This window comes from Nonomuraea sediminis, from assembly GCF_018531495.1.
Lineage (GTDB): Bacteria > Actinomycetota > Actinomycetes > Streptosporangiales > Streptosporangiaceae > Nonomuraea > Nonomuraea sediminis.
In genome coordinates, this window is record NZ_JAHDTI010000002.1 from 1,118,004 (window position 1) to 1,131,970 (window position 13,967).

A 13,967-nucleotide genomic window follows, 5' to 3' on the forward strand; every position below is an offset into this window, starting at 1 on the left:
ACGGCCGGCCCCGTCCGCGTCAGTGGCCATGTCAGCACTGCAACGGCCCGGTATCAGGGCGCTCGGCGATCGTGGATCTCACACCAGCAGTTCCCCTTGAATTTCAGACTTGAAGGAGCGCACCACGATGTCCGTCACCCTTACCGACCAGGACAAGACCACCCTGCGGACCGCCGCGTGGGGCGCCGTCTCGCTGATGTCCGCCGCTGGTGCCGCCGGCTCGGCCCACAAGGTCGCCACTTACGGCTCCATCGCCTTGACCTCCGCGACCGGTCTGGTCGGGCACGTGCTCACCAAGGCGCCCAAGGGCGTGAAGTACGGCAAGACCGTAGCCGAACTCGCCGACCAGGTGCTGCCTGCTCTGACCGCGGCCATGGGCCTGCTCAGGCAGCAGGACCCGGCTGAGGCCGACAACTTCCGCAGCACCGTCATCGTCGCCATCGACTCGGCCGCCCAGACCCACCAGGGGCGGCCCAGCCCCACCCTGGTCGACATGGCCCGCAAGATCACCGGAGCCCTCGACGCCGCTTGATGGAAGGTCGACCTGCTCCGCCGGTGGTCAGGTCTGATGCGGTGTCGTGTCAGCACGGTAACTGCCCGGTGTCAGGGCGGTTGGCGATGGTGGATGCCATGAACGGTTCGGCGATTTGCGGCCTGTGGGCTGCGAAAGGCATGGACCGGAACGATCTTTGCCCTGCTCGGGCCCGATACCCCGACATCGGGCAACCGGCTGCTCGCTGGACCTAGGCCGATGAGAGGAATGACTATGGAATACACCGTTACCGCACTGCCGACCGCGCGTCAGTCCGGCTGTCCCTTCGACCCGCCCAAGGAGCTGATCGAGGCCCGCGAGCACGGCCCGATCAGCCGCTTCACCTTCCCCGACGGGCACGAGAGCTGGCTGGTCACCGGTTACGACCTGGCCAGGTCGATCCTGGCCGACCCTCGGTTCAGCTCGCGCAAGGAGCTCATGCGCCACCACCCGCTTGTGGATCTCGGTGACTTCGAGGTCCCCCCGGCGCCGCCCGGCGAGTTTCTCCTCATGGACGAGCCCCAGCACAGCCGGTATCGCAAGCCGCTGGTGGGCAAGTTCACCGTACGGCGGATGCGGCTGCTCACCGAGCGCGTGGAGCAGATCACCGCCGAGCACCTGGACGCCATGGAGAAGGCCGGCCCGTCGGCGGACCTGGTGACCGCGTTCGCCAAGCCCATCCCCTCGATCGTCATCTGCGAGCTGCTGGGCGTGCCGTACGAGGACCGGGGCTCCTTCCAGGACAACATCGACAAGTTCCTCGGCGGGGAGGTCAGCGACGAGGACCTGATCGCCGCCTACACCGCGACCCAGGAGTACCTCGCGGAGCTGGTGGCGGCCAAGCGCGCCAACCCCACCGACGACGTGCTCAGCGACCTGCTCGACAGCGATCTGACCGACGAGGAGCTGCGGGGCATGGCCCTGATCCTGCTGTCGGCCGGGTTCGACACCACGGCGAACATGCTGGCGCTGGGCACCTTCGCGCTGCTGCAGAACCCGGAGCAGCTGGCCGCGCTGCGCGCCGACCCCGAGCTCACCGAAAAGGCCGTCGAAGAACTGCTGCGGTACCTGACCGTGGCGAAGACGTTCATGAGGACGGCGCTGGAGGACGTCGAGCTGGGCGGCAAGACCATCAAGGCCGGTACGACGGTCATCGTGTCGTACGCCACCGCCAACCGTGACCCTGAGCGCTTCACCGACCCCCACGTGCTGGACCTGCGCAGGCAGGACGGCGGGCACCTGGCCTTCGGCCACGGCATCCACCAGTGCCTGGGCCAGCAGCTCGCTCGTGTCGAGCTGCGCGTCGCGCTCCCCGCGCTGCTCAACCGCTTCCCCACCCTGCGCCTGGCCGTACCGGCTGAGGAGGTCAGCCTGCGCCCGGAGACCGCCGACATCTACGGGGTCAAGAGCCTCCCGGTCACCTGGGACGCGTGACCGCGCGCTGAGGTCGCGTACGCGCCTCATCCAGCCCACGCCGAAGGGCGGCGGTAGTCTCCCGCCGCCCTTCGGCGTTCATGTCCGCTGTCGAGAACGCCGCCGAAACCGGCACGCTCCCGGCCTCCCGGCCTGGCCCGCCGTACTCGCCGGAAAGAACCGTCGCTAGGCCTGTTCGTGGCCGGTGAGCAGGGAGAGGAGGCCGTGGGGTGCGTTGTCGCCGAAGCAGAGCTCGAAGTCGCGGGCGGCTTCGGCGGCCTCCGCGGTGCTGCGGGGGAACAGGGCCTGCTCGTATTCGGTGAGCGCGGCCTCGACGTCATCGGGGTGCGCGGCGATGGCCTTGCCGAGTTCGGCGCCGTCGTACATGGCCAGGTTGGCGCCTTCGCCGTTCGGGGGCGAGAGGTGGGCGGCGTCGCCGAGCAGGGTCACCCCCGGCGTTCGATCCCACCGGTGCCCGATGGGCAGGGCGTGGAGGGGGCGCAGGACCGGCGCGGTGTCACCGTCGGTGATCAGCGCGGTGAGCTCCGGCGCCCAGCCGTCGAACTCCTGCGCGATCCGGGCGGTCGCCGCGGCGGAATCGGTGAAATCGATCCCGGCGAACCAGTCCTGCGGCTTGGAGAGCGCGACGTAGGTGTGGAGGGTCCCGCCGCTCTCCCGGTGAGCCTGGATCCCCTGCCCCGGCCTGAGCGCGGACATCGCCCCGCCGCCGACCGCTTTCGCGCTGGCGGGGTGCCGGGTGTCGGCGTCGAACAGGTAGGTCTCGACGAACGACATGCCGACGTATTCGGGCTTCGCGTCCGAGAGCAGTGGGCGGATCTTCGACCAGGCGCCGTCCGCGCCCACGAGGAGTCCGGCGCCCACGGTCGATCCGTCCGCGAACGTCAGCTCGTGCCGACCGGCGCCGAGGGCCGCGACGCCGACGACCTTCTTCCCCCACTGGATCGTCTCCGCGGGCAGGGATTCAAGGAGAATCCGCCGCAGATCACCCCGAAGCGCCTCGGGACGCTCGCCGGTGCCGTCGTCGGGCTGGTCGAGGAGCACCTTCCCATGCTGGTCGAGCACCCGCGAAGCCTCGCTGCCCTCGTGGATGATCGCACGGAACTCCTCGGTGAGGCCGGCCGCTTCGAGCGCGAGCTGTCCGTTGTGCCGGTGGATGTCGAGCTGGCCGCCCTGCGTGCGCGCCACCGGGGAGGGCTCCGCCTCATAGACGGTCGCCCGGATGCCGTGCACGTGCAGGACTCGAGCAAGGGTCAGACCGCCGAGGCCGGCGCCGACGATGACGATCGGGTGGCTGGTGTTCATGGGCTTCCTCGCTTCTGGTCGGACAGAGCCATATGGAACGGCGATCCATAAGCAATATGGACCATCGTTCCATAATGTGTCAAGATGGGGAACGTGCCACGGACAAGAGGAAGAGCACCCGCTGGGGGACGTGCCGACGCCCTCTCTCAAGAGATCGTCATCGGCATGGCCGTCGCGCTGCTGGACGAGTACGGCGAGCGAGGGCTCACCTTCCGGCTGCTGGCCGAACGGCTGAACACCGGCACCGGAGCCCTGTACTGGCACGTGGCGAACAAGGACGAACTCGTCGCCCTGGCCGCCGACCAGGTGCTCGGCCACGCCCTCGCCACAGTTGGACGGCCCGCGGACGGCGCCGGGCTGCGCGCGCTCGCCATCGCCGTCTTCGACACCCTCGACCGGCACCCGTGGGCCGCCTCCCACGTCACCGCGCCTGCCACACATGCCAACGCACTGCGCCTGTTCGACCGCATCGGCACCCTGGTCGCAGGAACCGGGCTGCCCACCTCGCGGCAGTTCGCGGTCTCCACCGCGATCTTCTACTACGTCACCGGCGTCAGCGCCCAGATCATCGCTCCGGGCGTCACCGTCAGCGCGACCACCAGCCGCGACGCCTTCCTTGCCCAGACCGCCGAACGCTGGGAGACGCTCGACCCCGCCGACTACCCCTTCCTGACGCGCATCACCGCGGACCTGCGCGAACACGACGACCGCGACCAGTTCATCGCCGGCCTCGACCTGCTCCTTGCCGGCCTGAACACGGCTGAGGACCCGCGACCCGAAACCTCCTAGGCAGCCTTTGGTCCGTGACGCGGTGTCGTGTCAGCGGCGGCGTCAGCACGGCAACGGCCCGGTATCAGAGCGATCGTCGATCGTGGACGCCATGAACGGTTCAGCGATTGCGGCCTCGGGGCTGCGAAAGTCCTACAAGGACAAGGTCGTGCTCGACGGCATCGACCTGGATGTCCGGGCCGGCACGATCTTCGCCCTGCTCGGGCCCAACGGCGCTGGAAAGACCACGACGGTGAACGTGCTGACCACGCTGCTCACCCCCGACGCCGGGAAGGTGATCGTCGCCGGGCACGACCTGGCCACGGAGACCAGGGCAGTGCGCGCGGCGATCGGGGTCACCGGCCAGTTCGCCTCGGTGGACGACCTGCTCACCGGCGAGGAGAACCTGCTGCTGATGGCGGATCTCCTGCACCTGCCCAAGGCGGAGGGCAGGCAGATCGCCCGCCGGTTGCTCGACCAGTTCGAGCTGGGCGAAGCGGCGAGCAAGCAGGCGGCGTCCTACTCCGGCGGCATGCGCCGCAAGCTGGACCTCGCCATGACGCTGGTCGGCAAGCCGCAGATCATCTTCCTGGACGAGCCCACGACGGGACTCGATCCGCGCAGCCGCCGGACCATGTGGGACATCATCCGGGAACTGGTCGCCGACGGTACGACCATCTTCCTCACCACCCAGTATCTGGAGGAGGCCGACCAGCTCGCCGACCGCATCGCCGTACTCGATCAGGGCCGGCTGGTCGCCCAGGGCACCGCCGATGAGCTCAAGCGCCGGATTCCCGGCAGCCATGTCCGGCTGCGGTTCGCCGATCAGTACGCGCTCGACGTCGCGGCACGGGTCCTGCCCGGGTCCACGAGGGACGACGAGGAGCTGACCTTGCGGGTTCCCGGCGACGGCGGGGTGAGGTCGCTCCGCGCGCTGCTCGATCAGCTCGACGCGCAATCCATAGAAGCCGAGGAACTGTCGGTGCATACACCGGATCTGGACGACGTCTTCCTCGCCCTCACCGGTCACGGAAACAAGGAGGTCAGTGCACGATGAACACCATCTCAGATTCCGCGACCATGCTGCGGCGCAACTTCCGGCACACGATGCGCAACCCGCTGGCGATGTTCAACGCCATCATCATGCCGCTCGTTCTGATGTTCCTGATGGTCTACATCCTCGGCGACGCGTTCAACGTCGGTGTCAACTATGCCGATTACGCGACGCCGGGGTTGATCGTGACGACCATTTGCTACGGGATCAGCCCCACCGCGATCGCGGTGAATTCGGATATGACGAAGGGATTCATCAACCGGCTTCGCGTCATGCATGTGTCCAGGGGCGCGGTGTTGAACGCGCACGTGATCGAGACCATGCTGCGGACGCTGGTGGCCATCGCGTTCATCATCGGGGTCTCGTTCCTGATGGGATTCCGGCCTTCAGCGAGTTTCACGCAGTGGCTCGGCGTGATCGGCATCGTCGTGCTGGCCGTACTGGCCATCGGCTGGCTGACCGTCGCGTTCGGCCTCGCGGCGAAGTCGCCGGAGAGCGCGGGCCTCATCGGTGTCCCGCTGATGATCCTCCCCTTCCTGAGCAGCGCATTCACGCCCGCCGACAAGATGGGGCCCGGTGCGCGGCAGTTCGCGGAGTACCAGCCGTTCACCTCGATCATCGAAACCGTGCGCGGGCTGCTGACCGGCGCGCCGTCGACCGGCTCGGCCATCGCGGCGGTCGCCTGGTGCGTGGGGATCGCGCTGATCGGCTACCTGTGGGCGCGCAGGACGTTCACGAAGCGAGGGTGATCTCGGCCAGCTCACGCCAATCCCGCTGCTGCCCGTCACGGGTCGCCTCGGCGAACACAGTTTCGCCGAGGCGATTCCGCGTTTCCGCGGCGATCCTGGGAGCGTCCGGCAGCGAACGATCCGGCGTACCGCGCACGCTGTCGCTGGCCGCGAGCAATCGCACGGCCTGCTCATCCTGTCCCTCGCGCAGCGCGAGATCCGCGATCCCGACCAGCACATCGGCGATCAGCGGCGGATACGCCGTCGCCACAGCCGCGGAGAACGCCTCGCTCCGACGCGCGCGGGCCTTCTCGAGATCCTCGGTGAGGTAGCCGTACAGATCCATGGTCCTCGCGCGGGCCAAGTCGCTCAGTTCCCTGTTGCCCAGCATCTCCCACACCGTGGCCAGGTGCTGGTGTGCCTTGTCCGGCTCGCCGCGCCAGCGCGCCAACCGCGCCTTCGCAAGCTCCAACTCGGCAAGCGTGTCCGGCCAGGCGATCCCGTCCGCGTATCGCTGCACTTCGGCCATGGCGGACGCGCTGGACCGCTCATCGCCGTGCAGCCAGTACAGCTGAGCCTGCCGCGCCCGTGAGATGGCCACGTCCTCGGTCGCGCCTACCTCGGTCAGCGCCACAGCCGCCTCTTCGTAGTGCTCACACGCGCGTGCGAACTCGCCGCGCATGGCGAGCCGATCGGCCAGGAAGGTCAGCGACAACGAGATCCCCATCCGGTCACCCAGCGTGCGGAACTCGGCGAGCGCGATCTCGGCGTCGATGTCCACGTCAGTCTCGTCGCCGCCGAGCATGAGCCGGAATCGGCCACGAGTGATCCTGGCCTGCGCGCGCACCCATGGATCGTCGTCGACGATGAGCGGCTCGAACACGGGCAGGAAATCCGTTGGCTCCTCCAGCATCCGCTCCCACAGCTCGACGAACGCGAGCATGGGGTGACGAGACCCGCTGCGCTGGGTGAACCGGTGCGCCTTGTGGATCCATTCCTGCGCCTGATACTGATCGCGGCCGGGCCCGGAGGTCATGAACACTGTCACGATGGCGTAGGCCAACGCCCGCACCTCATCGGACACCTCACCGGGCAGCGAGGCCGCCGCGATGCTCAACTCGGTGCCCTCGGTCCGGTGCCCACTGAGGTACCAGTACCAACCCACGGCCGCGACCATCCGCATCGCCTCCTGGGCCCATCCCTCGGCGATCGCTCCGCGCAGGGCTGTACCGATGTTGTCGTGCTCGGTACCGAGCGTGGACAGCCATTCCAGCTGCTCAGCCCGGCGGAGGTGCGGCTCGGCCGTCTCGGCCAGTTCGGTGAAGTAGGCGAGGTGCGCCCGGCGCACCGGCTCGGTTTCCCCGGCATCGGCGAGCCGGTCCTCGGCGTACTCCCTGATGGTGTTGAGCATCCGGTAGCGCGGCGTGCCCTCGGCATCGACGAGCAGCAGCGACTTCTCGATCAACGCGGTCAGCAGGTCGAGCACCTGCTCCCCGGCCGCGTCCCCGCACACCCGCTCGGCCGCTTCCAGGCTCGCCCCGCCGGAGAACACCGAGAGCCGCCGCAGCACGCCACGTTCGGCCTCGCTCAACAGGTCCCAGCTGTAGTCCACGACCGCGCGCAGCGTCTTGTGCCGGGGCAGTGCCGTACGGCTGCCGCCGGTCAACAGCCGGAATCGGTCGTCGAGCCCGCGCGCCAGCTGATCGATGGACATGGTGCGCAGCCGTGCCGCGGCCAGTTCGATCGCCAGCGGCATCCCGTCCAGCGCCCGGCAGATCCGCGCCATGACCGACAAGGTGTGCGCGTCGGCGCCGATGTCCTTGCGCACCAGTTCCGCGCGGTCCCGCAGCAGCCGTACCGCGGGTGAGGACCCGACTTCGGAGGGGTCCGCCTCCTCCGCGGGCAGCGCGAGTGGCTCGACCTGCCACAGCACCTCCCCGGTGATGCCGAGCGGCTCCCTGCTCGTGGCCAGGATCCGCAGCCTCCGGCATTCCCCCAGCAGCCGATCCGCGAAAGCCGCGGCCTCCTCGATCACGTGCTCGCAGTTGTCCAGGATCAGCAACATCGCGCGCTCGCGGAGCGCGGCGATGAGCCGATCCATCGGTTCCCCATCCCGCGCATCACCGAGCAGTGCCTGGTCACGCAGGCCGATCGCGGTAAGAGTGGCCTGCGCCAGATCACCGCCCGCCTGCACCGAGGCCAGTTCGACCAGCCATGCCCCGTCCGGCAGCTCGGTGAGCATGGTCCGCGCGGTCTCCGTGGCCAGCCTGGTCTTGCCGGAGCCACCCGCCCCCGTCAAGGTGACAAGCCGGTGCCCGATGGACAGAACGGCGACCGCGGAGATGTCGGTGTCCTTGCCGACGAAACTCGAGAGCTGGGCGCGCAGGTTCGTCCTGCGGTTCTCCGCCCGCTCGCCCAGCTCGCCACGGAGCAACGCGGTGTGCAGCGCCGAGAGCTCGGCCGACGGATCGGCGCCCAACTCCTCGGCGAGCCGCTCGCGCGTCCGCTGGAACAGCGTCAACGCCTCGTTCCCACGCCCTGCCTCGGCGAGCGCTCGCATCAGGGCCGCCACGAACCCCTCGCGCAGCGGATACGTGGCGACCAGCTCGGTCAGCTCGGAGAGCAACTCCGAGCCGCGGCCGAGGCGAATATCCGCATCCACCCGATCCCCGAGCGCGGCGACGTGGAGTTCGTCCAGCCGCGCGACCGCGGTGTCGAACGCCTCGCTGCCGCTCAGAGCGATGTCCGCCATGGCGTTACCGCGCCACAAGGCCAAGGCCGTACGCAGCAGATCCGCCCGCGCCGCGGGCTCGGCGGTGCGGGCCTGACCGACCAGCTGCTCGAACCGGCTCACGTCCACGGCATCAGGAGCTACGGCCAGCCGGTACCCGCCGGAATCCGCCTCGATCACACCGTCCGGCAACACCCTGCGCAGCCTGGACACCAACGCCTGCACGGCGTTCACCTCGTCCGCGGGCGGCTGTTCCCCCCAGATCCAGTCCACCAGCCTCGAACGGGTGACGATCCGGCCAGGTTCGAGGGCGAGCGCGGCCAGCAGTGCGCGCAGCCGAATCCCAGGAACCTCCACCACGGCCCCATCGTGGTTCCGCACCTCGAATGGTCCAAGCAATCCGACTCTCACGTCAGCAATTGTGCCGAACCGTGGCAACTCCCGACCAACCGTCACCGCGCGCACCCCCCGCCTTCATCGGATCGCCATCATCGCAGGCCGACCAACTACGCCAAATCTCCGGCGCCACACAGCTCGACGCCCAGCCCCTCACGAACGGCGCGCCTCCCCGGCGTGGCCAGCCCGACCCTGCCCCGAGCTGCTGCCGCGGGACCTCACAGCCAGGGATGGCTTCCAGACGGACGCACGCCCCACGGCCTTGCCGGTCGTGTTCGCGCTCTCCCGCTGCTCGGAGTTCGCCGATGCACCACCCACCACGGCAGGTCAGAGACTTGGCCGATCAACCCTAATCGCCGAGTCTCTTGGACTCCCGCCAGCCACCGCTCCACAAATTGCTGGCGCGGTTGTAGGACGCATAGATCCGCGCATCGAAGTAAGGGCTTGCCATGTGATCCGTGTGGCCGTCACGGTCGGAGTCCACGAAGAAGGAAACAACACCGACGACATAGGCAGTGTTGTTGTCAGACGCTGCGACCAAGGGAGCGCCGCCAACGCTTGGCCCCGCCGCACAGCCAAGGATCACTTCACCGTGCGCGCCGGCAGACTCTGTGCCAGAACACGGTGGATCGGGATCGCGGAACACTCGAACGGTGGCGTCATGGCCTTGATTCGATGCAAATCCCAGGCCGCCAACCTGATCTCCTAGCCGCACTCCGTTCCCTGAGCCGAAGACGCTGACAAATGCTACGTCAAACGCGTAGTCAGCCTGTTCGGCGAAACGGACATCCAGATGGCCGATCTTGCCGACATACACACCAACCGGAATCTGGCCCTCGCGATATCCCGGCACGAATACCCAGTCGGAATGCGGTTGCCGGGTTATCGGATCGTAGAGGCAGTGCGCCGCGGTGACGACGACGTCGCGGTACTTCGACTGAATGGACGCGCCAGAGCATCGATACCGGCGTCCCGCCGCCTTGAAAAACACCGAGCCCACGGCCGGAGGCGCGACCTTTAAGCCCTCGGTTGGAGTACCGATGGGCGCCACTGTCCTGGATTCTCCTTTCTCTTTGGCCGTGCTGATATGGGGAGTAGCTGGCACGGTGTACGGCATGGCGGCTCGGAAATCGTCCGAAGTCCACTCAGCCGCTATACGATGCGCGTCAGCGTCCTTGGCCATAGGGATCACGCCGTCGGCCGGTATTGATCCAGAAGTGTGTACCGAAACGCTCGAGGGGTTGGACGACGGCGACGTGGGCACTCCAGAGCCGAACGCTTTGAGCGAGATGGCTCCCGCGGTCGCCACGACCAATGCCACCGCGGCCGCCGCCCAGTGGAGACGCAAGGAACGCCGCCCGCCGGCAACCGGAGGTGACTCGATTGGAGTACCCGTATCCTTGGCGGCGAGCGCCACATAGATCGAGCCGTCGATGTCACACTGCATACGAGGAGTCTGACGACTTGAATTGGTCCTGACCCTGTCATGGACGTACTCGTAGAGCTCACGCACCTCAATTCGGCCATCCCCATCTGCGTCGGCATCGCCGCTGCGAAGCCCTTCGATGAGTGCCTCGGAGAAGAGGGAGGTCGTGTCCCCAGCCAGGCGTGAGACGTGCACCAGCTCACGGTTGTGCATTTCGAAGGCGTACTCGAGCTCGGATGTGGCAGTCAGCACGACCCGGCCGCGTCCTGACAGGCCCTCCAATACTTCAACCGACTCACCACCGCGATGATGGATGCCAAGCGGGAAGGCTCCCGCGTAGCAGCAGTCCAGCGCGATGACGATCCGACGGCTACGGGATCGCTGCATTTGTGCACGCACGAACTCCGCGGAAACAGACGTGGCTGCCATCAACTTTCGCCGCGAATCGGTTGTCACAAAAGAGAGTGAACCGTAGTCATCCTTCAGTCCATGCCCAGATATGTAGAGCATAAGAAGATCATCGAGCTTCTTGTCCGCAAAGAACTCCTCGATCGCCAAGCGAACGTCGCCCGCGGGGCGGTTGTGCAGGATGCGAACGTCATATCCACCGATGCGCGGATCGGCGAGGATTCTGGCTAGCGCAGCAGCATCCGTGGCCGGTGTTCGCAACCGAGTGAACGCCGCGTCTTCGTGAACATCTGTGGCAACCAGCAACGCATATCGGCTCACCGTGCCATCACTCACGGCTCCACTATTGGCTTGGCGGGAGTGTCAGCTTTTGCCAGGAGCGCATCGATGATCTCTTGCTGCTGTCCGGATGAGAGCCCTGTCAGCTCGAATGTCCGTTCTCCGTCAGTTATCTTCGCGCTCCGCCCGCCGCAACGCTGAATCCACGCGCGCACCGATTGCACGACAGCGACGAGAACGGCGGAGTTGGCCAGCGCTATCACAATGGTGCCCACGCTCATCGCGTCGCCCTTGGCCCCCTCGGGTGTCGGACTGCTGGCCAGCGCGACATCATCGAGATCCAGACCAAGAAGGGCGGATCGCAGGTTTATGGCCTCGCCTGCGAGTTCATGATCGTCAGAGTCCGCGATTGACAGCTTGATCTCTAACGAAAGCGGTGACGGCACCCGGCCAGCATATTTCCGCATCTCGCGCATCGTTGGCCTACACCCTGACCTTAATTCACTCGTGACGATGCACCTGCTGCCCGCGGCTAGTCGCTGAGCGGCAACGCAAGAAACGCCGCACAGCCACCGGCGAGGTGGAAACTCACTTCTCCTAGGTTGGTAGTCGCGGGTCGATAGAGACGGCCGCTCAGGTGAAGGAGCGAGCGCACCCCCTGATAGATCGTCGTTGAGTTGCTGCGATCGCGCCACCGTCCGTACGCCTGACCACGGTCTCGATCATCCAAGCAGGGTGATTGCTCCGCCTGAAGAACGGTCGGAGGCGGCGGGCATGGTTTGGGCGGTCAGTGCTTGAAGACGCTTAGGTCGCCGGGCTCGGTTTCCAGGGCCTCGCGGTTGAACAGCAGCAGGCCGAGGAAGAACAGCCCGCCTGCCAGGAGCAATCCGACCACGATGAGGACGGGGACCAGCGCCTCCGCCGGGACCGCCAGCACGAACAGAGCGACGAGCGACCAGACCAGTGCGCCGATCGCGATCGGCAGTTCGAAGCGCCCGAGGTCGAAGGCGCCCTTCTTGCGATCCAGTCGTCTGCGCACGACCAGATAGAGGACGATCGTCGAGCCGTAGATGATCGCTGGGAGGATCGTCGACGCCGTGATCAGCTCCAGCAGTGCGGCGCCCGGCAGCGCGAGCATCAGGATGACGCCAATGACGAAGATCAGGATCGTCGCCGGGATCGGCGTATGGGTGCGCGGGTCGACCCGCCGCATCAGCCGGTGGGCAGGGAAGCGTGAGTCGCGCGACATCGCGAAGACGATCCGCGAGCACGCGGCCATCACCACCAGCCCGGCGCCGAAGAACGCGAAGGTGATGCCGACCAGCAGCGTTCTCTCCATCACCGGGCCGAGCTGATCACGCATGATCGCCGCGACCGGGGAGCCGCTGGCGCTGATCCGGGGGATGTCGTCGATCGCGATGGTGAGCGCGATCAGGAAGAGCAGTCCCAGCAGCCCGGCTGCCACGACCGATGCCACGATCGCGCGCGGGACACTGCGATAGGGATCTTTGGCCTCTTCGGCCAGGTTCGCTGCGGAGTCGAAGCCGACGAGCGTGGCGAGGCCCATGATCATGGCGAGCATCAGCCCGCCCCCAACGGCGAAATAGCCGGGGGCGTTCAGGGTGACACCGCGTGAGGTGAGGTTGCTGACCGCGCCGTCGCCCGTGATCGCCACAGCGATGAGGAGCGCGATCGCCACCACCACGACCAGCGCCAGTTCGAGCCCTACCGCGCTCGCGTTGATCATGCTGACGATGCGCGTCGAGCCCACTGTGATCAGCACCTGGATGAGGAGCACCACGAGGGTGATCAGGCGTGCCGTATCCTCGTCCGGTTTGAGGCCGGCGAGCGGCATGAATGCTTGGCTGGCGAGCGCATTGTCGACCGCTACCACCGCGATCGCCAGATAGCAGAAGGTCAGCCAGCCGAACCCCCAGCCGATCTTCGGGTTGGCCAGCCGCGAGGCCCATTGGTAGGAGGAGCCGCTGAGCGGGATACGGGCCGCGAACTGCGCCACCACCAACGCCACCAGGGTCTGCCCTATCGCCGCGATGACCCAGAGCCAGATCCCGACCGGCCCCGCGTTCTGCAGCACGTCGTCGTACGTCGCGAAGATGCCGACCGCCACCGAGATGAAAGCGAACGAGATCGCGAATACCTGAAAGGAGCCGAGCGTCCGTTTCAGCTCCTGCTGGTAGCCCCCAAGCCGGACGGAATTCTCGCCACTCTGCCCACCCGCCGATGCTTCAGGCATCCCGGCCACCTCACCTTTCGTGAAGGGGGGCACCAGACAAACCTAGATCAGACAAGCCAAGCGCTCTTCCGAGGGCCCTCTTCCGAAGACCCTTTTTCCGGAAATTACTGACCTTCGAACCCGTGGTGTCGCAAAGGCGGACAAGTGCGGGGTCGATGCGGTCGGCGGGGACTCGCGCTTCGTACCTGCCGTTGGCTCGTCATGAAGGGGTCTCGGGCGTGGACAGCCTTGCTTGCGGCTGGTGGTGACGTTGGGGATACGTCCGTAGCGGTGGTCTTCCACCCCTGGTGGAGGCTGTCAGCGCCGTCTGGGTCAGAGGTCCTGGCGGCCAGTGGTTTCGTTCAGGCGGTCGCCAAGGCGTTGGAAGCGCTGTTGAGCGGCTTGCGGGCTTTCGAGGGCTAGGGCGTCCGCGAGCTGCCGCCACGTCAGGCCCGCTTTACGGGCAAATGAGATGGCGTGGTACTCCAGGCTGTCGATACTGCGCCGGATCGGGACGATCATCTGGAGCGCGTCGGTCAGGTCTTCTGGTTTGACCTCGGGAGCGCCGGTGCCGGGGTCGTGAGAGGCGTCAAGGACCAGGCGCAGCAGCTCCGTGGCCGGCACCGGAGGGCTGGCCGAGCGTCGCTGGTCGTCAGTGCCGAATCGGTCGAGCAGG

At 67.1% G+C, this 13,967-nt stretch carries 11 protein-coding genes; 5 read left to right on the forward strand and 6 right to left on the reverse strand.

The window, feature by feature from the left end:
* The first annotated feature begins 127 nt into the window (after positions 1-127).
* A complete protein-coding gene (locus tag KIK09_RS13450; protein WP_214319437.1) occupies positions 128-532 on the forward strand; it encodes a hypothetical protein in 405 nt (134 codons plus the stop codon).
* A gap of 234 nt (positions 533-766) precedes the next feature.
* Positions 767-1,966: a cytochrome P450 gene (locus KIK09_RS13455; RefSeq protein ID WP_250572921.1), complete on the forward strand. Its 1,200-nt coding sequence runs from the start codon at positions 767-769 to the stop codon at positions 1,964-1,966.
* A 165-nt stretch (positions 1,967-2,131) separates the two neighbouring features.
* On the opposite strand, the gene KIK09_RS13460 is transcribed toward KIK09_RS13455, so the two are convergent.
* Positions 2,132-3,268, reverse strand: coding sequence for an FAD-dependent oxidoreductase (locus KIK09_RS13460; RefSeq protein ID WP_214319439.1), 1,137 nt, complete (start codon positions 3,266-3,268; stop codon positions 2,132-2,134).
* Between the two features lie 165 nt (positions 3,269-3,433).
* On the opposite strand from KIK09_RS13460, the gene KIK09_RS13465 reads away from it, so the two are divergent.
* The 3 genes from KIK09_RS13465 to KIK09_RS13475 all read left to right on the forward strand — a co-directional run bounded on the left by KIK09_RS13465 (position 3,434) and on the right by KIK09_RS13475 (position 5,839).
* A complete protein-coding gene (locus KIK09_RS13465; RefSeq protein ID WP_214319440.1) occupies positions 3,434-4,057 on the forward strand; it encodes a TetR/AcrR family transcriptional regulator in 624 nt (207 codons plus the stop codon).
* A 91-nt stretch (positions 4,058-4,148) separates the two neighbouring features.
* Positions 4,149-5,093, forward strand: a complete 945-nt coding sequence (locus KIK09_RS13470) for an ATP-binding cassette domain-containing protein (protein WP_214319441.1) — start codon at positions 4,149-4,151, stop codon at positions 5,091-5,093.
* Positions 5,094-5,116: 23 nt separating this feature from the next.
* On the forward strand, positions 5,117-5,839 hold the full coding sequence (locus KIK09_RS13475; RefSeq protein WP_214319442.1) for an ABC transporter permease: 723 nt from the start codon (positions 5,117-5,119) through the stop codon (positions 5,837-5,839).
* Here the strand turns inward: KIK09_RS13475 and KIK09_RS13480 are convergent.
* The 5 genes from KIK09_RS13480 to KIK09_RS13500 all read right to left on the reverse strand — a co-directional run bounded on the left by KIK09_RS13480 (position 5,823) and on the right by KIK09_RS13500 (position 13,915).
* A complete protein-coding gene (locus KIK09_RS13480; protein WP_308164071.1) occupies positions 5,823-8,909 on the reverse strand; it encodes an AfsR/SARP family transcriptional regulator in 3,087 nt (1,028 codons plus the stop codon). The genes KIK09_RS13475 and KIK09_RS13480 overlap by 17 nt on opposite strands.
* Positions 8,910-9,294: 385 nt before the next feature.
* Positions 9,295-11,115, reverse strand: a complete 1,821-nt coding sequence (locus tag KIK09_RS13485; protein WP_214319443.1) for a caspase, EACC1-associated type — start codon at positions 11,113-11,115, stop codon at positions 9,295-9,297.
* The gene (locus KIK09_RS13490; protein WP_214319444.1) at positions 11,112-11,534 is read right to left on the reverse strand and encodes an effector-associated constant component EACC1; all 423 of its coding nucleotides are present in this window, start codon (positions 11,532-11,534) and stop codon (positions 11,112-11,114) included. Before KIK09_RS13490 ends, KIK09_RS13485 begins: the two co-directional genes overlap by 4 nt.
* A 311-nt stretch (positions 11,535-11,845) precedes the next feature.
* Positions 11,846-13,312, reverse strand: a complete 1,467-nt coding sequence (locus tag KIK09_RS13495) for an APC family permease (RefSeq protein WP_214319445.1) — start codon at positions 13,310-13,312, stop codon at positions 11,846-11,848.
* Positions 13,313-13,624: 312 nt separating this feature from the next.
* Positions 13,625-13,915 (reverse strand): hypothetical protein, encoded by a 291-nt coding sequence (locus tag KIK09_RS13500; protein WP_214319446.1) that lies wholly within the window; start codon positions 13,913-13,915, stop codon positions 13,625-13,627.
* Positions 13,916-13,967 lie beyond the last annotated feature (52 nt).